Below are 24666 nucleotides of genomic sequence, written 5' to 3'. Positions count from 1 at the left end.
CCTCGCAGTATGCTGATACGTTGCCGCCAACGTACTGAATAAAACGTCTCATAGCAACCGCGGACCGCGCTGATTCGGCGAACGTGAATTCGTGTTCTGGTTTGCCGGACGCCGGACACCGATGGCCGGCCGCCGTCACGCCGAGGCGCGCACGACCAGTTCCGTCGGCAGTATCACCGCGGCGGGCTCCTGCCCGTCCAGCCTCGCCAGCAGCAGGCGGACCATCTCCTGGGAGATGCGGCGGAACGGCTGGCGCACCGTCGTCAGCTGCGGGCGCGCGGTCAGCGCCGCCGGGGAGTCGTCGAAGCCGACCACCGCGACGTCGTCGGGTACGCGCCGGCCCGAGCGCGTGATCGCGTCGATCGCGCCGACGGCCATCAGGTCCGAGGCCACGAACACGGCGTCGATGTCCGGGTTGTCCTTGAGCAGCTTCGTCATCGCCGCTTCCCCGGAGATCTGCGTGTAGTCGCCGTGCGCGACCAGGGACTCGTCCCGGTCGAGCCCGGCGGTGCGCAGCGCGTCGCGGTATCCGGCCAGCCGGTCGCGGCCGCCGGGAGTGTCCATCGGGCCGGTCACGGTCGCGATCCGCCTGCGGCCGAGCCCGGCCAGGTGCGCCGTCGCCTGCCGCGCGCCCTCGGCCTCGTTGACCGCGACGTACGCCAGGTCGTGCTCGTGGCCGATCGGCAGCCCGCACGCCACCGCGGGGACGCCGAGGCCGGTGAGGCGGTCCACCACCGGGTTGCCCGCGTGGGTCGAGACCAGCAGCGCGCCGTCGATGTGGCCGGCCGCGATGAAGCGCACGATCCGCTCGCGGTCCTCCTGGGTGCCCGCGATCGACAGCAGCAGCGGCATGTCGTGTTCCGCCAGCGCCTGCGTGCAGCCGCGCAGCAGGATCGGGAAGTTGGGGTCCTCGAAGAACTTCTCCTGCGGCTCGGAGAGGATGAACGCCACCGACCGGGAACGCTGGGTGACCAGCGAGCGGGCGTGGTGGTTGACGACGTAGCCGGTCTGCTTGATCGCCTTGTTCACCGCGGCCAGCGCGGCCGGGGAGACGTTCACGCCGCCGTTGAGCACGCGCGAGACCGTGCCGCGCGAGACCCCGGCCTCCGCCGCCACGTCCTCGATCGTCGGGCGGGCGCGCCGCGGCGCCAGGCCGTGACCGCCCCCGCCCCCGCTGCCGTTCACCGTTCACCCGCTTCTGTTCGCCCGACCGAGTTCGCCTGGTGAGAGCAGTCTGTCACTTGACCGACCCCGCGGACAGGTCGACCCGCCAGAACCGCTGCAACAGGAGGAACAGCACGACCAGCGGGACGATCGACAGCAGCGCCCCGGTGATCACGACGGTGTACAGCGCTGGCTGGCTGGTGCCCTGCGTCAGCAGCGTGTAGAGCCCGACCGTCAGCGGGAACTTCGTGTCGCTGCCGAGCATCAGCCACGGCAGCAGGAAGTTGTTCCAGATCGCCACGAACTGGAACAGGAAGATGGTCACCAGGCCCGGTCCCATCATCGGCACCGCGATCCGCAGGAAGGTGCGCCACTCGCCGGAGCCGTCCATCCGCGCCGCCTCGATCACCTCGTCGGGCACGCACGCCCCGGCGTAGATGCGGGCCAGGTAGATGCCGTAGGGCGAGACGATCGAGGGGATGAGCACGGACCAGTACGTGTCGGCCAGCCCGAGCTTCGCCACCAGCAGGTACTGCGGGACGGCGAGGACGACCGCGGGGACCAGGACGCCGACCAGGATCAGGTTGAACAGCATCGTCTTGCCGCGGAACCGGTACTTGGCGAAGGTGTAGCCGGTCAGGGCGGACAGCGCCGCGGACAGGATCGCGCCGCCGCCGGCGTACAGCGCGGTGTTCCACATCCAGGTCCAGAAGATCCCGCCGCGATAGGAGGTCAGCGTGCTGAGATTACCGAGCAGGGCGTTGCCGGGCCGGAAGGCGAACAGGTTGAACAGTTGGGTGTTGTTCTTCGTCGACGCCGCCACGACCCAGGCGACCGGCAGCAGCGCGTAGAGGGAGCCGAGCAGGAGGATCGCGGTGGGCACGAGCGCGGTGCGCCGGGTGCGGCGGCCGCGGTGCGCGCGGCGGGCGTACCGGGACCCGCCGCGGGTCTGGCCGCTCACTGGGACTCGCCTCCGAAGGTCTGGCGGTTGGTCAGGCGCAGCACGGCGATGGAGACCAGGAACATCAGTACCGCGATGACGATCGACTCCGCCGACCCCGCGAACACGTCGTCGCCGGTGTAAGTGTCGTGATAGATCGTCATCAGCGGGGTCCAGGTGGAGGAGACCGCGCCCGCGGACATGGTGTGGATGGTGTACGGCTCGTTGAACACCTGCAGCGTGGCGATCGTGGAGAAGATCGCGGTCATGATGACCGAGGGCCGGATCATCGGCAGCTTGATGCGCCACGCGATCTGGAACTCGCCGGAGCCGTCGATCCGCGCCGCCTCGTACACCTCCTGCGGCAGCGAGCGCAGCGCGGTGTACAGCACCATCATGTTGAAGCCGGTGCCGCCCCAGACGCCGATGTTGGCAATGGACAGATACACCGCGTGCGCGCCGAAGAAGTTCACGCTCGTGGTGCCGAACAGCGTGTGCATCACCGAGACGAACGGCGAGACAGAGGGCAGATACATCATCCCCCACAGGATCGAGCCGATCAGGGTGGGCACCGCGTAGGGCAGGAAGATCGCGATCCGGCCGAAGCGCTGGAACCGGACCCGCTGGGCGTCCAGGATGAGCGCGAACAGCGCGGCCAGGCCGAGCATCACCGGGATCAGGACGCAGCCGTAGAGCAGCGCCCGCAGGACGCTGTGCCAGAACTCGGAGTCGTGCAGGACGCCGGTGTAGTCGCCGAATCCGGTGAAGACCTGCCGGCGCGCGCCCCGGCCCAGGCCCAGCCCCTGGATCTGCGTCTTCTGCGTGCTGAGATAGACCGTGTAGCCCAGCGGCACGAGGAAGACCGCGGTGAACAGCACGGTCGCCGGGACCATGAAGGCGTACGGGGTGCGCCGGGGCGCCGGGCTCCAGCGCCTGCGGCGCGGCGCGGTCCCGCCGGCGCGGGCCGCCTCGACGACTTCGGTCGCCGCCATGTTCTCTTCTCCTCAAGTCCGGGTATACGGGGCGGTTACCGGGTCCCGCGGCCGATGCGGCGAACCGCGGGATCCGGTGGTGTGCGCGCCGGCGGAACGCACGCCGGCCGTGCGTGCCCTGGTCAGCCGCCGCTGACCGTGAACCCGTTGGTCCTCATGTCCGCGACCACCTTCTGCTGCACGGTGGCCAGGGCGGCCAGGAAGTCGCCCTTGTTGGTCGCCGCGGCGCCGAACGCGTCCGAGAAGGCGCTGTAGGCGACGTTCACGTCCGGGCCCCAGGTCGCCGTGGCGGCTTCCTTCGAGTACTGCTTCGCCTGCGTGTAGAAGTCGCTCTGGCCGGAGACGAAGGACGGCACCGCGAGCGCGGAGCCGGACTCGGCCGCCAGCGAGGCGGGGTACACGCTGCCGTCGGTGACGAGCAGATCGGTGCCCTGGCTTTCGTGGTTGAGCCACGTGATGAACTGCGCGGCCTGCTGCGGGTGCTTGGAGTCCGCCGTCACCGAGGTGGCCGAGCCGCCCCAGCTGCCGGTCACCTGGTCGCCGGCGTTCCACTGCGGCAGCGCGGCCATCGCCCACTTGCCCGAGGTGTCGGCCGCTTCCGAGGCGAGCGTGCCGGGCGCCCAGACTGCGGCGATCCAGGACAGGTATGTGCCGTTGTCCAGCGCCTTGCTCCAGTCGGCGGTCCAGGCGGTCTTGTTGTCGACCGCGCCCTGCTTGACCAGAGCGCCCCAGTAGGACGCGACCTTCCGCGAAGCGGGCGAGTCGATGCCCACCGTCCAGGAGTCGCCCTTGGCGGACCACCACTTGGCCCCGGCCTGCTGGGTCAGCCCCGAGAAAAGGCCCCCGTCGGTGGTGGCGGTGTCGCCGAGGTACACCGAGGGGTTCGCCCGGTGCAGTTGCCCGGCCTCGCTCTGGTACTGCGCCCAGGTGGCCGGCGGGGTCAGGTTGTACTTCTTGAACAGGTCCGTGCGGTAGAAGAACGCCAGCGGCGCCGCGTCCTGCGGCACGCCGTAGACCGCGCCGGTGCCGAGCGTGACCTGGTTCCACAGCCCGTCCGGGTAGTCGCTCCTGACGCCGTCCACGTACTTCGAGATGTCGGCAAGGTAGTTGTTGGACACCATGGTCGGCAGCGACTGGTACTCCACCTGCGCGATGTCCGGCATCGTCTTCGCCTTGCCGGAGGTGAGCAGCTTCGTCAGTTCCGCGTCGCCGCCGGCGGCCTTGGTGAAGGTGACCTGGATGTCGGGGTGCGCCTGGTTCCACGCGGCGACGATCCTGTCCATGTTGGGCACCCAGGACCAGAAGGTCAGATCCACCTTCTGATTCGCGCCCGACGAGGCCGGGGCGGAGCCGCCTGACGACGAGCAGCCGGCCGCGAGGGCGAGCGCGGCGAGACCGCACGCTGCCGTGGTGACGGCGCGGGAGAGCTTCATTGCCACTCCAAGAAGAGAGGGTTGGGCGAACGGGCCGGGCGCGGTAACTTTCTCGTTACGGCGTTGTGAACGCTCCCAGATTCATGACAGGATCTTCGACTGTCAAGAGGTGACTAGGGGCTGGAACAGAGCGAGACTTCTCCGTTACCGTTCCGTGAACGCTCCCAATCATGGTTCTCAGCGAAGGGGTACTCGGATGACTCTCCAGGTCGAGCGGACCGTGCGCGCGGCGACCCTGTGGCCGCGGCTCGACGCGCTCGCCTACGGAGCGGACTACAACCCGGAGCAGTGGCCCGAAGAGGTGTGGATCGAGGACGTCGCCCTGATGCGCGAGGCCGGGGTCAACCTGGTCAGCCTCGGCATCTTCTCCTGGGCGCTGCTGGAGCCGGCGCCCGGCGTGTTCGAGTTCGCCTGGCTGGACCGGATCATCGGCCTGCTGCACGAGGCCGGCATCCACGTCGACCTGGCCACGCCCACCGCGGCCGCCCCGGCCTGGTTCCTGTCCGCGTATCCGCACGTGCGTCCGGTCACGGCCGAGGGCGTGGTACTCGGCGGCTCGGCGCGCCAGACCTACTGCCCGCACGCGCCCGAGTACCGCGCGGCCTGCCGCCGGATCGCGGACCGGCTCGCCGCGCGATACGCCGCGCACCCGGCCGTCGTCATGTGGCATGTGCACAACGAGTACGGCGCGCCCACCGCGGAGTGCTACTGCCCGGTATCAGCGGCCGCATTCCGGGAGTGGCTGCGGGGCAGGTACGGCTCGCTCGACGCTCTCAACGCCGCCTGGACCACCGCGTTCTGGGGGCAGCAGTACTCGGACTGGTCGCAGATCGACGCGCCGCGCCGCGCGCCGATGGCGGACGTGAATCCGGCCCACCGGCTGGACTTCCGCCGCTTCACCTCGGACTCGCTGCTGGAGCTCTACGCCGCCGAGCGCGATGCCGTCAGGGCCCGCACGCAGGCGGCGGGACGCGCCGAGGTGCCGATCACCACCAACTTCCAGCTGGTCAACTGCAAGGCGCTGGACGTGTGGGAGTGGGCGCGGCACACGGACCTGGCGGCCAACGACCACTACCTTTCGGCCGAGCGCCAGGACAATCACATCGAACTGGCGCTGTGTGCGGACTTCACCCGCTCGGTCGGCGGCGGCGGTCCGTGGCTGCTGATGGAGCACTCGACCAGCGCGGTCAGCTGGCAGCCGCGCAACCTGGCCAAACGGCCCGGGCAGATGCGGCGCAACACGCTCGCGCACGTGGCGCGCGGCGCGGACGGCGCGCTGTTCTTCCAGTGGCGCGCGTCGCGCGGCGGCGGAGAGAAGTTCCACTCCGCGATGGTGCCGCACGGGGGCACCGGCTCCCGCGTCTGGCGGGAGGTGGTCAGCCTCGGCGCCGACCTGGCCGCGCTGCGGGAGATCCAGGGTTCGACGGTGCTGGCCGACGCGGCGGTGCTGTGGGACTGGGAGTCCTGGTGGGCCCTGGAGCACACCTTCCGGCCCTCGGTGGACCTGGACTTCAAGGAGCGTCAGCTCGCTTACCACGAGGCGTTGTGGCGCGCGCACGTGACGAGCGACATCGCCCATCCGGGTGCCGACCTGTCGAAGTACCGGTTGGTCGTCGCGCCGCAGCTCTACCTGTGCCGGCCGGAGTGGGCCGAGAACCTGCGCCGGTACGTGCGCGGCGGCGGGACGCTCGTGGTGTCGTACTTCTCCGGGATCGTGGACCAGGACGACTCGGTGTGGCTCGGCGGCTACCCGGGCGCGCTGCGGGAACTGCTCGGGGTGTGGGTGGAGGAGTTCCTGCCGCTGCGGGCGGACTGGACGGTGCGGCTCACCGCGGACCGCGCGCACGACGGCGCGGCGGCGCCCGGCGCGGCGAGCGCGACGGTCTGGGCCGAGGACGTGGATCTGCGCGGCGCCGAGGCTGTACTGCGCTACGCGGACGGCCCGGCCGCGGGGAAGGCCGCGGTCACCAGGCACGCGTTCGGCGACGGGCACGCCTGGTACGTCTCGACACGCCCGGATGCCGAAACGCTGCGCGAGATCCTGCGCCGGGCGGCCGCCGACGCCGGCGTCCCGTTCGACACGCAGACCCCTGACACGCTGGAACTGGTCGCGCGCAAGACATCCGACGGCGCGTCGTATCTCTTCGCCATCAACCACGGCGAGCTGGAGGCCGAGATCGCGGCGTCCGGGGTGGATGTGCTGACCGGCGAGCGGTTCACCGGGGTCGTCGGGATTCCGGCGGGGGGTGTGCGCGTCGTTCGGCGGGCGTGATACGAACGGGCGGAAGATCGGGCGAGAGGAGATCATCGGATGGCTGACGCAGACGGTTCGCGCACGGTGAGCCACTACGGCATCGAGCGGGCGGCGTGGCCGCGGCTGGACGCTCTGGCTTACGGCGGGGACTACAACCCGGAGCAGTGGCCCGAAGAGGTGTGGGCCGAGGACGTCGCGCTGATGCGCGAGGCCGGGGTGAACCTGGTGAGCCTGGGCATCTTCTCCTGGGTCAAGCTGGAACCGGAGCCGGGCAGGTTCGAGTTCGGCTGGCTGGACCGGATCATCGGCCTGCTGCACGAGGCCGGCATCCACGTCGACCTGGCCACGCCCACCGCGGCTCCCCCGGCCTGGTTCCGCAAGGCGCATCCGGACATCCGGCCGGTGACCCGTGAGGGCCACGTGCTCGGCGGCGGCGCGCGGCAGACCTACTGCCCGCACGCGCCCGAGTACCGCGCGGCCTGCCGCCGGATCGCCGAGCAGCTGGCCGCCCGGTACGCCGGCCATCCGGCGGTGGTGCTCTGGCACATCCACAACGAGTACGGCTGCCACGTCTCGGAGTGCTACTGCCCGTACTCGGTGGCCGCCTTCCGGGAATGGCTGCAAGGCAAGTACGGCTCGCTCGACGCGCTGAACGCGGCCTGGGGCACGTCGTTCTGGGGCCAGACCTACACCGCCTGGGACGAGATCGACGCGCCGCGCGAGGCGCCGACCGGGGTGAACCCGGCGCAGCGGCTGGATTTCGCGCGCTTCAGCTCCGCGTCGATCCTGGAGCTGTTCAAGGCCGAGCGGGACATCGTCAAGGCGCACAACCCGGCCATCCCGGTGACGACGAACTTCATGGCGCTGTTGAACAAGTCCATGGACCTGTGGTCGTGGGCGCGGGAGGTGGACCTGGTCTCCGACGACCACTACACGACCGCCGGCTCCCCGGTGCGGCACATCGAACTGGCGATGGCGGCGGACCTGTGCCGGTCGCTGGCCGGCGGGGCGCCCTGGCTGCTGATGGAGCACTCGACCAGCGCGGTGAACTGGCAGGAGCGCAACGTGGCGAAGCTGCCCGGCGAGATGATGCGCAACTCCCTGGCCCATGTGGCCCGCGGCGCGGACGGCGTGCTGTTCTTCCAGTGGCGCGCGTCGCGGGCCGGCTCCGAGAAGTACCACTCGGCGATGCTGCCGCATGCGGGCACCGACTCGCGGATCTGGCGCGAGGTGGTGGCGCTGGGCCGGCGGCTGGAGCAGCTGCGCGAGGTGCGCGGCTCGCGCGTGCGGGCGGACACCGCGATCGTGTGGGACTGGGAGTCCTGGTGGGCGCTGGAGCTGGACTCCCGGCCCTCGGTGGACGTGCGGTTCGTGGACGCGCAGTTCGCCTACTACGAGCAGCTGTGGCGCGCGCACGTGACCGCGGACTTCGCGCACCCGAGCGCCGGCTTGTCGCGCTACCGCCTGGTCGTGGTTCCGCAGTCGTACATCCTGACGTCGCGGTGGGCCGACAACCTGCGCCGCTATGTCGAGGGCGGCGGCACGCTGGTGGTCTCCTTCTTCTCCGGGATCGTCGACGAGAACGACGCGGTGCACCTGGGTGGTTACCCCGGCGCGCTGCGGGACCTGCTCGGCGTGCGGGTGGACGAGTTCCTGCCGCTGGCCCAGGGGCAGGCGGTCGCGCTCAAGCCGGTCGACGGCGGCGACGCGGCGGGGACCGGCACGCTGTGGGCGGAGCCGGTCGAGCTGCGCGGCGCCGAGTCGGTCCTGGCTTATGGCGACGGCCCGGCTGCCGGGCATCCGGCGGTGACGCGGCATCGCTTCGGCCGGGGACACGCCTGGTACGTCTCGACGCGGCCGGATCCGGGCACGCTGCGGGAGATCCTGCGGCGCGCGGCGCTCGACGCCGGCGTCGAGTTCGACACTCAGACGCCTGACACACTCGAAACGGTGCGGCGGGTCGGCGCGGACGGCGCGGTGTACCCGTTCACCCTGGACCACGCGCAGTAGCGCGACGCCCGTTCGGCGAGAGGCCCGAGGCGGTCAAGCGATCAGGAGGTGGCGGACGTGTTCGGCGGCCTCGGCGCATGCCGTCTCGGCCAGGCCGCCGTCGGTCACCCACGTGTCGACGGCGGTGAGCGGGGCGAAGGTCGCCAGCCCGGCCAGCCCCCACTTGCTGTGGTCCGCGACCGCGACGACCCGGCGCGCGGCCGCGATCAGGGCCCGGTTGGTCTCCGCCTCGGCCAGGTTCGGGGTGGACAGGCCGGCGGCGATGGAGATGCCGTGGCAGCCGACGAAGGCCAGATCGAAGTTCAGCGAGCGGATCGCCTGGTCGGCGACCGGGCCGACCAGCGCGTCCGAGGGCGTGCGCATGCCGCCGGTGAGCACGACCGTGGCCCCGTGGCGGGCGCCCGGCGGGCGCAGCCGCTGCGCGAACAGTTCGGCGATGCGCATCGAGTTGGTGACCACGGTCAACTCGGAGACGTCGGTGAGCCGCCGGGCGAGCGCGTAGGTGGTGGTGCCGGCGGACAGGGCGACGGCTCCGCCGCGCGGGACCAGCGCGGCGGCGGCCTCGGCTATGGCCTCCTTGGCCGCGGTCTCCAGGGTGCGCTTGGCCTCGAATCCGGGTTCGTGCGCGCTGGACTCGCCGAGCGCGACCGCGCCGCCGTGCACCTTCTCCAGCAGCCCGTCGCGCGCCAGCGCGTCCAAGTCGCGTCGCACGGTCATGTCGGAGACACCGAAACGCAGCACCAGGTCGGTCACCCGCACCCCGCCGCGGGCGCGCACCTCCGCGGCGATCGCGGCGCGGCGTTGCTCGGCCAGCAGCCCGCGGCCTTCGTCGGTCTCGGCCTGCGCCATCGCTGCTCCTTATCGCCGTCCCGTCCCCCCGGGCCCGAACCGGTCCCGGTGCGGCTCGGCTCATTGTGGTCCGCCGGAACGGGCTGTGTCGAACGTTCGAAACCATGCTAGCCCTTGTGACTTAACGTTCAACCGTGTTTGAATATGTTCGATGAAGGAGCTACCGGTGAAGAAGACCGTCACACAGCTGGCCGACGGCCGTGAGCTGATCTATTACGACGCCGGAGACGCCGAGGCCAGGGCCGCTTTCGCGGATCAGCGACCGCTGGAGGCCGTCTACACGACCAGCGAAACCCGCTTCGACCCGGTGCAGGGCGAGTGGGTGGCGGTGGCCGCGCACCGGCAGGGCCGGCCCTATCTTCCCCCCACGAACAGCTGCCCGCTGTGCCCGTCCACGGACCAATGGCACAGCGAGATCCCGGCGCCGGACTACGAGGTCGCCGTCTTCGAGAACCGCTTCCCGTCACTGAGCGGTATCCCGGCACCCGCGGACACGCTCGCCGGCCCGCTGCCGCACCGCGCGCACCTCGGCGGCGGGCGGTGCGAAGTGGTCTGCTTCACCTCCGACCACGACGCCACCTTCGCAGGGCTCGATGAGGCCCGCGTGATGCTCGTGCTGGAGGCGTGGACCGACCGCACGGCCGAGCTGTGCGCACTGCCGGGCATCAGGCAGGTGTACTGCTTCGAGAACCGCGGCAACGAGATCGGCGTCACGCTCACGCATCCGCACGGCCAGATCTACGCGTTCCCGTATCTGCCCCCGAAGACCGCGCGCGCGCAGGAGAGCGCCGCCGCGCACCGGGCCCGCACCGGGCGCAACCTCTTCGACGACGTGCTCGTGGCGGAGCGGGCCGGCGAGCGGGTGGTGCTGGAGAACAGCGAGTGGACCGCGTTCGTGCCGTTCGCCGCGCGCTGGCCGTACGAGGTGCACCTGTACCCGAACCGGCGGGTCGGCGACTTCACCCGGCTGGACGAGGCCCAGCGGGCCGCCTTTCCGGGCGCCTACCTGGAGCTGTTGGGCCGTTTCGACCGGCTGTTCACCGGGCGTTCGGCGCCGACCCCGTACATTGCGGCGTGGCACCAGGCCCCGGTCACCCCGGGCGAGGCGCGGTCCGAACTGGCGCTGCACCTTGAGCTGTTCACCGTGCTGCGCACCGCGGACAAGCTGAAGTACCTGGCCGGCACGGAGTCCGGGATGGGTGCCTTCATGAACGACGTGTCGCCCGAGCGGGCGGCCGCGAGGCTGCGAGAGGTTGCGGGATGACGGTCTCTGAGCCGGCCGAGCGCCCCCGGGTGCTGGTGACCGGCGGCGCCGGCTACATCGGCTCGGTGGTGGCCGCGCTGCTGCTCGAATCCGGCCACCGGGTGACAGTGCTCGATGATCTGTCGACCGGCCACCGCGCCGGGGTGCCGCAGGGCGCCGAGTTCGTCGAGGGGCGCGTCCACGACACCGCGGCGAAGGTGCTCGACCCTTCCTACGCGGCGGTGCTGCACTTCGCCGCCTTCTCCCAGGTCGGCGAGTCGGTGACGCATCCGGAGAAATACTGGGCGAACAACGTGATCGGCACGCACCTGCTGCTGGAGGCGATGCGCGAGGCCGCGGTGCGCCGGCTGGTGTTCTCCTCCACCGCCGCCGTGTACGGCGAGCCGGAGGCGCTGCCGATCCCGGAGAGCGCGCGCACCGCGCCGACGAATCCGTACGGCGCGACGAAGCTGGCCGTGGACCACATGATCTCGGCCGAGGCCGCGGCGCACGGCCTCGCGGCGGTCTCGCTGCGCTACTTCAACGTCGCAGGGGCCTACCACGGTTTCGGCGAGCGGCACGAGCCCGAGTCCCACCTGATCCCGCTGGTGCTCAAGGCGGCGCTGGGCGAACGGCCCGCGATCACCGTCTTCGGCACCGACTATCCGACGTCCGACGGGACCTGCGTGCGCGACTACATCCACGTGGCCGACCTGGCCGAGGCGCACCTGTTGGCGCTGGGCCGGGCGCGCGCGGGCGAGCACCTGATCTGCAACCTCGGCAACGGCCGGGGCTTCACGGTGCGCGAGGTGATCGACGCGGCGGCCCGGGTGACCGGCCTGGAGATCCCGCGGACGCAGGCCGGGCGGCGCGCGGGCGACCCGGCGGCGCTGGTGGCCGGCGCGGAACGGGCACGCACGGAACTCGGCTGGCGGCCCGCGCGGCCGGACCTGGACACGATGGTCCGCGACGCCTGGGGCTTCGCCAAGTCGTTGCGCGAGCAGGCACCGCACGCGTCCTGACATGCGCGCCCCGGACGCGGAACCAGTGTACGTACACACCGGAGGGAAGCAGAGCCCGTGAACGCCGTCGACCCGATCGCCGCCGAGGCGGCCAACCTGTTCGCGTCCGTGTACGGCGGCTCCCCGGAGGGCGTGTGGGCGGCCCCGGGCCGGGTCAACGTGATCGGCGAGCACACCGACTACAACGAGGGTTTCGTGCTGCCGATGGCCATCGACCGTTACACGGTCGCCGCCGCCGCACGGCGCACGGACGGGCGGCTGCGGGTGGTTTCCGCGGCGGGCGACCACCAGGTGGCCGAGGTCGCGCTGGCGGACCTGTCCCCCGGCGTGCCGCAGGGCTGGCCGCAGTATCCGGCGGGGGTGGCCTGGGCGCTGCGCGGCGGCGGCGTGCTGCCGGACGACTTCGCGGGAGCGGACCTCGCGTTCGCCTCGACGGTTCCGGTCGGCGCGGGCCTGTCCTCCTCGGCGGCGCTCGAATGCGCGACCGGCCTGGCGCTGGCCGGGCTCGCCGGGGCGCGGCTGAGCACCGCGGACCTGGCCCGCTTGTCGCAGTACGCTGAGAACGAGTACGCGCACGTGCCCTGCGGTCCGCTCGACCAGCTCGCCTCGGCGTTCGGGCAGGAAGGCAGGGTGTTGTTCATCGACACCCGTTCGTTCCAGATCACCGCGCACCCGTTCGACCTGGCCGGGGCGGGTCTCACGCTGCTGGTGGCGGACACGCGGGTGAGCCACGACCTGGGCGAGTCCGGCTATCCGGCGCGGCGCGCGAGCTGCGAGAAGGCCGCGGCGGCGCTCGGCGTGCGGGCGCTTCGCGATCTGGCGCCGGCGGACCTGGACCGGGCGGCGGCGCAGCTCGACGAGGTCACGGCGCGCCGGGTGCGGCACGTGGTGACCGAGGACGCGCGGGTCGAGCAGTTCGTCAGCCTGCTGACACAGGGTGCGCCGGCGGGCGACCGGCTGCGCGCGGCGGGCGAACTGCTGACCGCGTCGCACCGGTCCCTGCGCGACGACTTCGAGGTCTCCTGCGCGGAACTCGACCTGGTGGTCGACGCCGCGCTGGAGGCGGGGGCGCATGGCGCGCGCATGACCGGCGGCGGCTTCGGCGGCAGCGCGATCGCGCTCGTCTCGGTCGGCGACGCGCGGCGGGTCGGCGAGCGGGTTCTCGCGGCGCTCCCGCAGGCGGAGATCTTCCGGGCGATTCCCGCGCGCGGCGCGCACCGCGTGGGGTGAGTCTGCGCGGCGCTCGGCTCAGCCGGGCACGCCGCGATGTCCTGTGGCGCGGAAACGCAGGCGCGCGCCGGGCGGGGCCTGGGCCGCCGGACCGAGCGCGGCGGCCGGCACCACCCCGATCACGGGGTAGCCGCCGGTCGGCGGGTGGTCGGCGAGGAAGACGATGGGTCTGCCGTCCGCCGGCACCTGGATCGCGCCGAGGACCGCGCCCTCGCTCGGGATCGTGTCCGGTCCGCCGCGCTCGAGGGCGGGGCCGTCGAGCCGCAGCGCGATCCGGTTCGACGCCGCGGAGACGACGTACTCGCCGCCGGTGAGCACCCGCCAGGCCGCCGCCGGGAACGAGGCGGGGCGCGGCCCGGGCAGCACCGGGAGTTCGAGCACTGAGCCGGGCGCGGCCGGGGCGGTGACGGGGTGCGTGTCGGCCGGACGCGGCGGGCCCGTGGGCGCGCCGAGCGGGAGGAGGTCACCGTCGCGCAGCCCGTTGCGGCCGGTCTGCGACGGCCGGGCGCCGAGTCCGGCGAGCAGGTCGGTCGAGCGGCTGCCGAGCACGGACTCGACGGCCACTCCCCCGGCGAAGGCCACGTAGCTGCGCACGCCCCGGGCCGCGGCGCCGACGTCCAGCGTCTGGCCGGGCCGCAGCGCGATCGGCGCGCACCACGGCGCAGGGCGGCCGTCGAGCCGGATCGGCGCGACCGCGCCGCACACCGCGACGAGCGTCGGCGCGAGCGCGCGCAGCGTCAGGCCACTGACCGTGGTCTCCAGCGTGGCCGCCTCGGGCTCGTTGCCGACGAGACGGTTCGCCAGCCGGTGCGCGGCCAGGTCCAGCGCGCCGCTGCGCGGGACGCCGAGGTGGGCGTAGCCGGGACGGCCGAGATCCTGGACGGTCGTCAAGGCGCCGGCGCGCAGGATCTCGACCGCGGGTCCGGCGGCGGGTCCGGCGGCGGGTCCGGCCTCGCTTTCGGGATACGGCTCGCGTGCGGGGTCGCGCTCGCGTGCGGCATCGCGGACGCGGGCCGGTTCGCGGCACACCGGTCCGCCGGATGGCGAGGCGGCCGGTCGGCCGGAGGCGGGAACGAAGCGCACGGTGCCGCCCGGGACGAGCAGCGCCGGCTCGTCCCGTCTCAGATCCCAGAGCTCTGCGTCCGTGGCGCCGATCAGGTTCCAGCCCCCGGGGGACGCGCTCGGATAGACCCCGGTGTAGGGCCCGGCGACCGCGACGAAACCGGGCGGCACGCTCGGTCGCGGTGTGCGCCGGCGCGGCAGGTGATACCGCTCGGGCAGGCCGGTCAGGTACGCGAATCCGGGAGCGAACCCGCAGAAGGCGACGCGGTATTCGTGCGCTGAGTGGATGGCCGCGACCTGGTCGCGCGGCACGCCCCAGGCCTCGGCGACCTCGTCGAGGTCGGGGCCGTCGTAGTGGACCGCGAGGTGGATCGCCGGGCCGCGCGCCGCCTCCACCGGCGTCGGCGTCCAGGTCACCAGTTGCGCGGCGAGCGCCGCCGGGTCGTCGAGGCCGTCGATCAGGACCGTGCGTTCGGCCGGGACGAGGTCGTGCACCGGCGGCAGGGTCCCCGCGCGGCGCCTGCGCGCCAGTTCGGCGTGCAGGGCGGCGACCTCGTCGAGGTCCTCGCACTCGACGAGCAGAGCGTGTCTTCCGTACCGCAGCGGGATCATCGCGGGGGCGGATCTACACGAACGGCCGGATGTCGACCCCGGCGCCGATCAGCGCCTCGCGCACCCGCGCGGCGAGTTCCACGGCGCCGGGCGTGTCGCCGTGCAGGCACAGGGATTCGGCCGCGACCGGCACGCGCTGGCCCGTCGCGGCGAACACGGAGCCCTCGGTGACCATCATCACCGAGCGCTTGATCACCTGCTCCGGGTCGCTGATCACCGCGCCCGGCTCGGTACGCGGCACGAGCGTGCCGTCCGGGCGGTAGGCGCGGTCGGCGAATGCCTCGGTGACGATGGGAAGCCGCGCCGCGGCCGCCGCGCGGTGCACCGCCGAGCCGGGCAGCCCGAGCACCGGCAGATCGGCTCCGGTCAGCAGGATTCCGTCGACGACCGCGTCGGCCTGGCTCTCGTCCCACACGATCCGGTTGTACAGCGCGCCGTGCGGTTTGACGTACGCCAGCTCGGTGCCCGCGGCCTGCGCGAAGACCCGCAGCGCGCCGATCTGGTAGGCGACCTCGTCGGCCAGCTCGCGCGGCGGGACCTCCATCGGCCTGCGGCCGAAACCGACCAGGTCGTGGTAGGAGACCTGCGCGCCGATGCGTACCCCGCGCGCGGCGGCCAGGGCGCAGACTCGGCGCATCGTCGACGGGTCCCCGGCGTGGAAGCCGCAGGCGATGTTCGCGCTGGTCACCATGGTGAGCAGCGCCTCGTCGTCGGTGAGCTGCCGACCGCCGAGGCCCTCGCCGAGGTCGGCGTTCAGGTCGACGCCCTGGCTGGTGCCGGGCCGGGAGCCGTTGGACAGCGTGCCGTACGCCATGAATGCACTGTATCCGGCGGATCGGCGGGAAACGAGGAGGCCGCGGCGCTTCGCCGGCCCGTGCGGCCGCGTCGGTCCCGGGCGCTCGATCAGTCCGGTCCGACCTCGACCGGCTCGCGCGGCAGCCGGCCGGCCAGCAGGTCGGGCAGGAGCCGGGCGAGGCCGGGCGGGTGGACGCTCTCGGCGGTCGCGGCCAGTTCGGCGGCGGACCACCAGCGGTGCTCGGCGATCGCGGCCCGCTCGATCTGCTCCCAGCCGCTCGCGTCGAGCTCGAAGCCCGCGGCGCGCAGGAAGTAGTAGTGGTTCTCGTACCACCGCTCCTGACCGAAGAACCGCGCCACGCCCCGGTTGCGCGCGACCACGACGTCGAAGCGCTGCGGCGGGACGCGCAGGCCGGTCTCCTCGAACAGCTCCCGCGCGGCGGCCTGCGATAGCGACTCGCCCTCGTGCACGCCGCCGCCGACGGTCCCCCACCAGGTACCGCCCGGGATGGTCGAATCGTTGTCGACGAAGCGGAACAGCAGGATCCGGTCCCGCTCGTCGGCGAGCACGATCCGGGCCGTGCGCCGCACGGGCAGATCCGGCGGCGGTCCAGCGCCGGCCCGCTCTTCCCCTCGCGTCGCCTCGGCCACGCGCCGAATCATATCCGGGCGGAAACGCGCCGCGGCCGGGCGGCACGGCACAGCACGGCACGGCACGGCACGGGCGGCGCACGCCTGTGCGCGCTGGGTCGCAAGCCGACACCAAACGCGCCGCGGGTCCTCGCGAACGACCCATCGCGGCGCTGCCCAGGTGCGACACTTGGGGCATGGCACTTGCGAACACCACCACGCTGGTGACTTTTCCGAGCGGAACGACAGAGGGCAGTTCGACCATTGTCGCCGCAGTGCCCTTACCCGGTGGCGTCATCGGCGTCGTGACCGACACGACTCCGTTCCACCCGCTCGACCACACCTGGCCGGACCAGCCCGGCGACAGCGGCATCATCGAGTTCGACACGGTGGAGTTCGGCGGGGCCCGCTGCCCGGTGGTGGACTGCGCGACCGGGGCGATCGGGCCCGAGGGCGAATTCGCGCTCGGCGACCAGATCCCGGTGCGGCGCGCGGACCCGCAGTGGACGTGGCTCGCGGTGCATCTCGTCGACGTCGCCGGCACCCGGGTCGAACCGAAGTCTCTGCTCGGCCGCGCCGTGGTGCTGCGGGTGGACGCCCCCAGGCGGGCCGCCCTCTCGGCCGTGCACACCGGCTGCCACCTGCTGGCCTTCGCGCTCAACGAGACCCTGGCCGAGCGCTGGCACAAGCCGGTGCGGCTCGACGCCCTCGGCTCCCCGGACTTCGACGCCCTGGCGATGGACCGCTCCCGGATGGACCCGCACGCGAGCACGGACCGGTACCGGATCGGCAAGTCGCTGCGCAAGAAGGGCTTCGACCCGGACGGCCTGGCCGAATCGCTCGACGCGATCACGGCGCGGGTCAACGCGCGCCTGGCCGACTGGATCGCGACCGACGCGCCGGTGCGGGTCGAGACGCCGGGACCGGAACTGACCGCGCGCCGCCGCTGGGTGTGCGCACTGCCGCAGGGCGCCGCCTCGGTCGACTGCGGCGGCACGCACGTCTCCCGGCTCGGCGAGCTCGGGTCGCTGACCACCAGCGTGTCGCTGAGCGAGGACGGCACCGAACTGGTGGCCGTCACGGTGCCGAAGCGCGGTTGACCGCGGCCGGCGGATCGAGCGCCGGCCGGGCGATCGGGCCGGGAGCAAGACCTTCGCCGACGCCGAATCAGCATCCGCATAACGCACTTATTCAGCTTCCTTGCATAGCGAGATAAGGTCACCGGCCCTGTCGCGATCCGAACACGGCTGCTACGGTCCACTACCGTGGCGGCCACCACAGTGACTCACATACGCACGGCGCGGACCTTCGACGCGGAGGCTCGCGCCCGGTTCGACGCGTTCTTCGATGCCCACCACCGCGACCTGGCCCGGCTGGCGTACCTGTTGTCCGGCGACCCCGACGCGGCCGAGGATCTGACCGCGGAGGCGTTCACCCAGGCATGGAAGCGCTGGGACCAGGTCATCCGCGCCGACATGCCGCTGGCCTATGTGCGGCGGATCGTGGTGAACCTGGCGGCCAGCCGGGTGCGCCGGCTGGTGCGCGAGCGGCGCGGCTGGCGGCTGCTCGGCGCGGCGTGGACCGACCAGATCGACGGTCCGGACGTCGCTGCGAACGCCGACGTGCGGGCCGCGCTGCAACGGCTGCCCGTGCGCAAGCGGGCCTGCGTCGTGCTGCGACACTATTACGGGCTGAGCGAGCAGGAAACAGCCGCCACGCTCGGGATAGCGGTCGGCACGGTCAAGAGCCAGACCTCCCGGGGCGTGGCCGAACTCGCCGCGCTGCTCGGTGCGCGGCCGGTCGGCACAACGGACCGGGACGAGGCGACACGATGAGGGATTCGGGCGCGGGGAAGGACGCGGACGAGCCGGACGCTCAGGTGACCGGCTCGTCCGAACTGGTGTCCAGGCCGCGCTACGAACCGGTCGAGTGGCTGACCGAGGTGCTGGAGCTGGAGACCGGCGGATACGAGCCCGACACGCAGCGCATCCGCACCATGGTGCGTGAGCGGCTGGACGGCGGCGTGGGCGCACGAGGCCGCGGCACGGTGCTGAAGCTGCGCTTGGCGGGCGTGCCGACCGGGATCGTGGCGGCGGCGCTGTGCGCGACGGTGGCCGTCGGCGTGACGGCGACGGTCGAGGTCAGCAGCCCCGACACCGCGCCGAACGCCGCCGCGCGCCACAGTTCGCCGCCCGCCGTCGGCGGTGGCGGCCCGGCCGCCTCCGGGACCTCGCACGGCGAATCCCCCAGCGCGCCGGGGCGCGCATCGCAGAGCGGGCAGGCCGCGCAGAGCGCCACGCAGACGGCCACGCAGACGGCGGGTCTCGGCCAGGGCGCTCCCTCCGCCGCGCCGTCCTCGTCGGCGGCGACGGCCACCGGCTCCGCGCCGCTGACCGCGACCGGCTCGGTGGCCCCCGCGACCAACGCGAGTTGGAGCGAGCAGGACGTGAGCCTGGACCCGGCCGAGCCGCTCTCGGCGCTCCAGCTGATCGTGCGCGTGACGCCGACCCCGGGCCTGACCCCGGACAGCTACTGGTCGAACCATGACATAACGGCCTTCGACGTGAAGACCGTCGCGGGCTCGGACGGCGGCCTGGTCTACACGTTCACGCTGAAGCAGGGCACGACGCTGCCGGCCAAGCCATTCGTCATCGCGGTGCAGTTCAGGCACACCGGGGCGCACGACCCGGGCGGGGACACCTTTTCGGTGAGCGTGACGACGGACCAGGCGCACGGATCGGCCCCGGCGACCGTGCAGGGCACGTTCTGACCGCGCGGCGCAGGCCTCAAGGGACGGCCGGGCGTGTAACTTTCATACACGCCGGTTCTTCAGACCACTGACGCACCGGCCCGTTTAGCCATCAGAACCCTGCTCCACTCGGCTCCGGCGGTCAGGCTACCGCCTCGGCGGCCGCGCGTCCGGCGGTGCGGCCGGAGAACAGACAGCCGCCGAGGAAGGTCCCCTCCAGCGAGCGGTAGCCGTGCATTCCGCCGCCGCCGAATCCGGCCACCTCCCCGGCCGCGTACAGGCCGGACAGCGGCTGGCCGTCGGCGCGCAGCACCCGTCCGGACAGGTCGGTCTCCAGGCCGCCGAGCGTCTTTCGCGTCAGGATACTGAGTTTTACGGCGATCAGCGGTCCGGCCTTGGGATCGAGCAGCCGGTGCGGCGCGGCGACCCGGATCAACCGGTCGCCGAGGTAGGCGCGCGCGCCGCGGATCGCGGTAACTTGCAGGTCCTTGGTGAACCGGTTGCCTATCTCCCGATCGCGGGCCCGCACCTGCCGGGTGACCTCGGCCGGGTCGAGCAACGGGGCGTCGGTGAGCGCGTTCATGCCGTCGATCAGCCGCGGCAGCGAGCCGGCGACCACGAAGTCTGCGCCGTGCCGCTTGAACGCCTCGACCGGGCCGGGGGCGCCGCGCCCGACCCGGTTCAGCAGTTGCCTGATGCTCTTGCCGGTCAGGTCCGGGTTCTGCTCGGAGCCGGAGAGCGCGAACTCCTTCTCGATGATCTTCTGGGTGAGCACGAACCAGGTGTGCTCGTATCCGGTGCGCATGATGTGTTCGAGGGTGCCGAGCGTGTCGAAGCCGGGGAAGAGCGGGACCGGCAGGCGCCGGCCGAGCGCGTCGAGCCACAGGGACGAGGGGCCCGGAAGGATCCTGATGCCGTGCAGCGGCCAGATCGGGTTCCAGTTGGCCACGCCCTCGGTGTAGTGCCACATCCGGTCGCTGTTGATCAGCCGGCCGCCCGCGGACGCGGCGATCTCCAGCATGCGGCCGTCCACGTGCGCGGGCACCCCGGAGAGCATCGTGCGCGGCGGCGTGCCGAGCCGGGCGGGCCAGTTGCGGCGCACCAGGTCGTGGTTGCCGCCCAGGCCGCCCGAGGTGACGAGCACGGCCTGCGCGCGGAAGGAGAACTCGCCCGCCGCGGCGCGGGAGCTGGGCGAGCCGCGGCGGGCGTCGCTGGGCTCGAGTATCGTGCCGCGCACTCCGTCCACGACCCCGCCGGTCATGGTCAGTTCGTCGACCCGGTGCCGGAACGCGAACCTGACCAGTCCCTGAGCCGCCGCGGCGCGCACCCGGCGTTCGAAGGGCTCGACGATACCGGGACCGGTACCCCAGGTGATGTGGAAGCGCGGCACCGAGTTGCCTTGGCCGTCGGCGAGCTGGCCGCCGCGTTCGGCCCAGCCGACGACGGGGAAGAAGCGCACGCCCTGGGCGTGCAGCCAGGGGCGCTTCTCGGTGGTGGCGAACTCGACGTATGCCTCGGCCCAGCGGCGCGGCCAGTAGTCCTCGGGGCGGTCGAAGCCGGCCGTGCCGAGCCAGTCCTGCCAGGCCAGCTCGCGAGAGTCGCGGATGCCCATGCGGCGCTGCTCCGGCGAGTCGACCAGGAACAGCCCGCCGAAGGACCAGTGGGCCTGTCCGCCGAGCGAGGCCTCGGGCTCCTGTTCGACGACGATCACCCGCCGCCCGGCGTCGGCCAGCTGGGCGGTCGCGACCAGCCCGGCCAGTCCACCCCCGACGACGATGACATCCGCGTCCACGACGACCGCACCTCGTCTCTTCGTCACCTTGCGCCCGACCGATCGTAGGCCGCGGCCGGACCGCCGCTCAATGCGGGGTTCGGCGCATGGCACGCGCGCTCGACAAGGGCACTCGACAAGGGCACTCAACCCGGGCGCACGCGCTCTCGTCCCGTCCGCCGAGACGGCGCTTGGCGGGCCCGCGCGCGGCCTGCCACACTGCGTGCGTGATCGAGAGTGCTGACATCGCGCACGGACGGGCGTGACCGGGGCGTGATCGAGCAGTTGTTGCCGCCGAAGGCCGTGGCGGTCGAGGCGCTGGAGGACCCGCCGCAGGCCACCCTTTTCCCGCAGGAGCGCGCGCTGCTCGCCAAGGCGGTCGAGAAACGGCGGCTGGAGTTCACCACGGTGCGCCACTGCGCGCGCCAGGCGCTGGCGCGGCTCGGCGTCGCGGCGGTGCCGATCCTGCCCGGGGAACGCGGCGCGCCGCGCTGGCCGGACGGCATCGTGGGCAGCATGACGCACTGCGTGGGGTACCGCGCCGCCGTGGTCGCGCGGGCCGCGGACCTGACCGCGGTGGGCGTGGACGCGGAGCCGCACGAGCCGTTGCCGCCGGAGGTCCTGGGCGCGATCACGGTGCCACAGGAGCGTCCGCGGCTCTCGCGGCTGGTGGCGACGCGGCCGGGAGTGCACTGGGACCGGCTGCTGTTCAGCGCCAAGGAGTCGGTGTACAAGGCATGGTTCCCGCTCACCGGCCGCTGGCTCGGATTCGAGGACGCCAGCGTCGAGTTCGCCGAGCCCGCGGACGGGGAGCCCGACGGGACGGGTGCATTCCACGCGCGACTGCTGGTGCCGGGTCCGGTGGTGGCCGGAGTGGCGCGCACCGGGTTCGCGGGGCGCTGGCTGGTGCGCGACGGGCTGCTGCTGACCGCGGTGACCGTGACCCCGGACGGGCACGGAGCTACCGAAGAACGAACGATCGTGCTATGACTGTTCGGGTGAGTAAAGGCGAGGCGACCCGGCTGGCGGTTCTGGACGAGGCGACCAGGACGGCCGCGCGGCTCGGCCTGTCCGGATTGACGATCGGCTCGCTCGCGGCCCGGCTGGAGCTGTCGAAGAGCGGGCTGTTCGCGCACTTCAAGTCGAAGGAGTCGCTTCAGATGCAGGTGCTGGAGCGGGCGCGCGATCTGTTCGCCGAGGAGGTGCTGCGGCCCGCGTTGCGGGCGCCGCGCGGCGAACCAAGGGTGCGCGCGCTGTTCGAGCGCTGGCTCGCGGCGATCACGGAAGGCGGCTCGGAGTGCCTTTTCGTGTCGGCTTCCGCGGAGTTCGACGACCAGCCCGGGCCGGTGCGTGACCAGCTGGTTCGCGACCACCGCGACTTCGCCGACTCGGTCGCGCAGATGTTTCGCACCGGGATCGCGCAGGGCGAGTTCCGGGCGGACGCCGACCCCGAGCAGTTCGCGCACGACCTGCACGGCGTCATGCTCGGGTTCTTCCACGCCCGCAGGCTGCTGGACGATCCGCGGGCGCAGGAGTGGGCCCGGCGCGCCTTCGAGGCGCTGCTGGCCGCGGTCCGCGTCCCACCGCCGGCGCAGTCCGGACCGGCGGCACACACCGATGGCGCGCGGCCGACGGCGCGGTAACCGATAGCGGGCAGTCGGCCGGCCGGCTACCCGCCCCGATGTCTTGGAGACTTCCGATGAGCGAAGCCCCGGTGCGCGAAACCGGAATCAATAAAAGCACGATCGTTCGTTCTTCTTCGGCGACATGGCGACGGTCGGTGCGGGAGCGGGCGGTTCGCGCCTCGTTCCGGGCCTTGGAGCGCGCCGCGCCGGGTCTGGGCTCACTTTGGGCGGAGCGGCTGTGGCTGACGGTGCGGCACGCGGATCGCTCACGCAGCGCGCCGGCCGCGCCCGGGGGCGTCGTGACCATCCCGCTGCGCGCGACGGGCGACGGCCCGGCGTTCGTCGCGGAGGTCTGGGGCGACTCGGGTCCGGTCGTGTACCTGATCCACGGCTGGGGCGGCCATCGCGGCCAGTTCGCCGGCTTCGTCGCGCCGCTGGCCGCGGCCGGGTTCCGCGTGGTGGCGATCGACGCGCCCAGCCACGGCGACTCCGGCCCGGGTTCGTTCGGCCCGAAACGCGCGCTGATCACGGAGTTCATCGCCGCGCTGCACGCCGCGCCGCGCGTGTTCGGACCCGCACACGCGATCGTCGGGCATTCGCTGGGCGGCGGCGCCGCGGCTACGGCGGCGCTGGACGGGCTGCCCGCGGGGCGCCTGGTGCTGATCTCGCCGATGCCGGACGCCGGAGCGTACCTGCACGGTTTCGCGGCGGCGCTCGGCGCGGGCGACCGGATCCGCGCGGGGCTGGAGCGTCGTCTGGAACGGCGCGCCGGCCGGCCGCTGTCGATGTTCGACGCGGCCGCCCGGGCGCGCGCCGCGCACGACGCCGCGCTGCCGCCGCTGCTGGTCATCCACGACGAACACGACCGGCAGGTCCCCTACAGTCTGGGCAGGTCGGTGGCGGCGGCGTGGCGGGGCGCGCGACTGGTCGCCACGAACGGCCTGGGCCACAACAGGATCCTGCGCGACCCGGGGGTGATCCGCACCGCCCTCGACTTCGTCGGCGCGGCGACGGCGGCCACGCCGCGCTGACCGTCACCCGCCGGGAGAGCGGGAGCCGAGCGGGCCCGCGCACCCTCGCCGGACATCACACCACGGGCAGGCCGACATAGTTCTCGGCGAGAGAGGCGGCCGCGGCGTCCGAAGCGGCGATGTAGTGCAGGTTCGACAGTTGGAGCCGGTGGGCGAACTCGTCCTGCCGCGGGTCGCGGTGCAGCATCGTCGTCATGAAGTAGGAGAAGTGCTCGGCCCGCCATACGCGCCGCAGCGCCGTGTCCGAGTAGGCGTCCAGCAGGCTCTCGTCGCCCTTGTCGTGCGCCCGGATGATCGCGGCGGCCAGCAGCGTCGCGTCGGCGGCGGCGAGATTGAGGCCCTTGGCGCCGGTCGGGGGCACTATGTGCGCCGCGTCACCGACGAGGAAGAGGCGGCCGTGGCGCAGCGGCTCGGCCACGAAGCTGCGCATCGGGGTGATGCCCTTCTCCGTGATGCGGCCGCGCTCCAGGCGCCAGCCGGGCAGCTCGAACCGGGTGTCCAGTTCGGCCCAGATCCGCTCGTCCGGCCAGGCGTTCAGGTCCTCATCCGGCGCGACCTGGAGATACAGGCGGCTGACGTGCGGGGAGCGCATGCTGTGCAAGGCGAATCCGCGTTCGTGGTTGGCATAGATCAGCTCGTCGCAGGAGGGCGGGACGTCGGCGAGGATGCCGAGCCAGGCGAACGGGTATTCGCGCTCGTATGTGTTCAACCGGCCGGGCGGGACCGAGCGGCGCCCGATTCCGTGGAAACCGTCGCAGGCCGCGACGACGTCGCACTCCAGTGCGTGCTCGGCGCCCTCATGCCGGTAGCGGATGACCGGTCGCAGGGTCTCGGTGTGCTCGATCGCGAAAGCCTCAGCCTCGAACAGCACCCTGCCGTCGCGCTGCTGCGCGAGCTGGATCAGGTCCTTGACGACCTCGGTCTGCGCGTACACCATCACGCTGCGGCCGCCGGTGCGCGTGGGGAAGTCGACGCGGTGGGCCTCGCGGGCGAAGCGCAGCTCGATGCCGTCGTGCCGCAGGCCGACCCGGTCCATCCGCTCGCCGGCGCCCGAGGCGCGCAGCACGTCGACGGTGTTCTGTTCCAGCACCCCGGCGCGCTGCCGGTGCTCGACGTACGCGCGGGTGCGGTTCTCCAGCACGACGTTGTCGATCCCGGCCTGCCGCAGCAGGTGCGCGAGCAGCAGGCCCGCCGGCCCGGCGCCTATGATGCCGACGCTGGTGCGCACATCGCCCTCCCCATGGTCCTTCGGTG

Annotated in this window: 21 protein-coding genes; 11 read left to right on the top strand and 10 right to left on the bottom strand. The window is 72.6% G+C overall.

What is annotated here, in order from left to right; all coding sequences use genetic code 11:
- Positions 1–135 precede the first annotated feature (135 nt).
- From KGA66_RS09175 to KGA66_RS09160, 4 genes are all read right to left on the bottom strand, one after another.
- Positions 136–1185 (bottom strand): LacI family DNA-binding transcriptional regulator, encoded by a 1050-nt coding sequence (locus tag KGA66_RS09175; RefSeq protein WP_312886833.1) that lies wholly within the window; start codon positions 1183–1185, stop codon positions 136–138.
- Between the two features lie 52 nt (positions 1186–1237).
- Positions 1238–2125, bottom strand: a complete 888-nt coding sequence (locus KGA66_RS29925; RefSeq protein WP_211466694.1) for a carbohydrate ABC transporter permease — start codon at positions 2123–2125, stop codon at positions 1238–1240.
- On the bottom strand, positions 2122–3096 hold the full coding sequence (locus KGA66_RS09165) for a carbohydrate ABC transporter permease (RefSeq protein ID WP_211466692.1): 975 nt from the start codon (positions 3094–3096) through the stop codon (positions 2122–2124). The genes KGA66_RS29925 and KGA66_RS09165 overlap by 4 nt, the downstream gene beginning before the upstream one ends.
- Before the next feature lie 122 nt (positions 3097–3218).
- Entirely contained in the window at positions 3219–4529 is a 1311-nt protein-coding gene (locus tag KGA66_RS09160) for an extracellular solute-binding protein (RefSeq protein ID WP_211466690.1), read from the bottom strand.
- Between the two features lie 196 nt (positions 4530–4725).
- Between KGA66_RS09160 and KGA66_RS09155 the strand changes: the two genes are divergently transcribed.
- Together KGA66_RS09155 and KGA66_RS09150 are read left to right on the top strand one after the other, a co-directional pair.
- Positions 4726–6801, top strand: coding sequence for a beta-galactosidase (locus tag KGA66_RS09155; RefSeq protein WP_211466688.1), 2076 nt, complete (start codon positions 4726–4728; stop codon positions 6799–6801).
- A 39-nt stretch (positions 6802–6840) separates the two neighbouring features.
- Entirely contained in the window at positions 6841–8793 is a 1953-nt protein-coding gene (locus KGA66_RS09150) for a beta-galactosidase (protein WP_211466686.1), read from the top strand.
- A 33-nt stretch (positions 8794–8826) separates the two neighbouring features.
- On the opposite strand, the gene KGA66_RS09145 is transcribed toward KGA66_RS09150, so the two are convergent.
- Positions 8827–9642 (bottom strand): DeoR/GlpR family DNA-binding transcription regulator, encoded by an 816-nt coding sequence (locus KGA66_RS09145; protein WP_211466684.1) that lies wholly within the window; start codon positions 9640–9642, stop codon positions 8827–8829.
- Positions 9643–9808: 166 nt separating this feature from the next.
- Here KGA66_RS09145 and galT point away from each other — a divergent pair, with 166 nt between their 5' ends.
- From galT to galK, 3 genes are read left to right on the top strand one after another with little or no spacing between them, the layout of a single operon-like run.
- A complete protein-coding gene (galT, locus tag KGA66_RS09140; RefSeq protein WP_312886832.1) occupies positions 9809–10906 on the top strand; it encodes a galactose-1-phosphate uridylyltransferase in 1098 nt (365 codons plus the stop codon).
- Positions 10903–11907: a UDP-glucose 4-epimerase GalE gene (gene galE / locus KGA66_RS09135; RefSeq protein ID WP_211466680.1), complete on the top strand. Its 1005-nt coding sequence runs from the start codon at positions 10903–10905 to the stop codon at positions 11905–11907. Before galT ends, galE begins: the two co-directional genes overlap by 4 nt.
- A gap of 57 nt (positions 11908–11964) precedes the next feature.
- Positions 11965–13137: a galactokinase gene (galK, locus tag KGA66_RS09130; RefSeq protein ID WP_211466678.1), complete on the top strand. Its 1173-nt coding sequence runs from the start codon at positions 11965–11967 to the stop codon at positions 13135–13137.
- An 18-nt stretch (positions 13138–13155) separates the two neighbouring features.
- Here galK and KGA66_RS09125 read toward each other — a convergent pair whose 3' ends face one another.
- From KGA66_RS09125 to KGA66_RS09115, 3 genes are all read right to left on the bottom strand, one after another.
- Positions 13156–14811, bottom strand: coding sequence for a 5-oxoprolinase subunit B/C family protein (locus tag KGA66_RS09125; protein WP_211466675.1), 1656 nt, complete (start codon positions 14809–14811; stop codon positions 13156–13158).
- A gap of 13 nt (positions 14812–14824) precedes the next feature.
- On the bottom strand, positions 14825–15625 hold the full coding sequence (locus KGA66_RS09120; protein WP_211466673.1) for a LamB/YcsF family protein: 801 nt from the start codon (positions 15623–15625) through the stop codon (positions 14825–14827).
- Positions 15626–15714: 89 nt separating this feature from the next.
- Entirely contained in the window at positions 15715–16257 is a 543-nt protein-coding gene (locus KGA66_RS09115) for an NUDIX hydrolase (RefSeq protein ID WP_211466671.1), read from the bottom strand.
- 176 nt (positions 16258–16433) lie between these two features.
- On the opposite strand from KGA66_RS09115, the gene KGA66_RS09110 reads away from it, so the two are divergent.
- From KGA66_RS09110 to KGA66_RS09100, 3 genes are all read left to right on the top strand, one after another.
- A complete protein-coding gene (locus KGA66_RS09110) occupies positions 16434–17336 on the top strand; it encodes an alanyl-tRNA editing protein (protein ID WP_211466669.1) in 903 nt (300 codons plus the stop codon).
- Between the two features lie 165 nt (positions 17337–17501).
- A complete protein-coding gene (locus tag KGA66_RS09105; protein ID WP_312886831.1) occupies positions 17502–18071 on the top strand; it encodes a SigE family RNA polymerase sigma factor in 570 nt (189 codons plus the stop codon).
- A complete protein-coding gene (locus KGA66_RS09100) occupies positions 18068–19006 on the top strand; it encodes a hypothetical protein (RefSeq protein WP_211466667.1) in 939 nt (312 codons plus the stop codon). The genes KGA66_RS09105 and KGA66_RS09100 overlap by 4 nt, the downstream gene beginning before the upstream one ends.
- Before the next feature lie 121 nt (positions 19007–19127).
- Here KGA66_RS09100 and KGA66_RS09095 read toward each other — a convergent pair whose 3' ends face one another.
- Entirely contained in the window at positions 19128–20804 is a 1677-nt protein-coding gene (locus KGA66_RS09095; protein ID WP_312886830.1) for an FAD-binding dehydrogenase, read from the bottom strand.
- A gap of 225 nt (positions 20805–21029) precedes the next feature.
- On the opposite strand from KGA66_RS09095, the gene KGA66_RS09090 reads away from it, so the two are divergent.
- From KGA66_RS09090 to KGA66_RS09080, 3 genes are read left to right on the top strand one after another with little or no spacing between them, the layout of a single operon-like run.
- Entirely contained in the window at positions 21030–21746 is a 717-nt protein-coding gene (locus tag KGA66_RS09090; RefSeq protein WP_211466730.1) for a 4'-phosphopantetheinyl transferase family protein, read from the top strand.
- Positions 21743–22399: a TetR/AcrR family transcriptional regulator gene (locus KGA66_RS09085; RefSeq protein WP_211466665.1), complete on the top strand. Its 657-nt coding sequence runs from the start codon at positions 21743–21745 to the stop codon at positions 22397–22399. Before KGA66_RS09090 ends, KGA66_RS09085 begins: the two co-directional genes overlap by 4 nt.
- Before the next feature lie 56 nt (positions 22400–22455).
- On the top strand, positions 22456–23412 hold the full coding sequence (locus KGA66_RS09080) for an alpha/beta fold hydrolase (RefSeq protein WP_211466663.1): 957 nt from the start codon (positions 22456–22458) through the stop codon (positions 23410–23412).
- Positions 23413–23467: 55 nt separating this feature from the next.
- Here the strand turns inward: KGA66_RS09080 and KGA66_RS09075 are convergent, their stop codons facing one another.
- The gene (locus KGA66_RS09075; RefSeq protein WP_211466661.1) at positions 23468–24640 is read right to left on the bottom strand and encodes a 4-hydroxybenzoate 3-monooxygenase; all 1173 of its coding nucleotides are present in this window, start codon (positions 24638–24640) and stop codon (positions 23468–23470) included.
- Positions 24641–24666 lie beyond the last annotated feature (26 nt).

Source organism: Actinocrinis puniceicyclus (genome assembly GCF_018283645.1).
Taxonomy (GTDB): Bacteria; Actinomycetota; Actinomycetes; order Streptomycetales; family Catenulisporaceae; genus Actinocrinis; species Actinocrinis puniceicyclus.
This window is presented reverse-complemented; position numbering and strand designations above follow the sequence as displayed.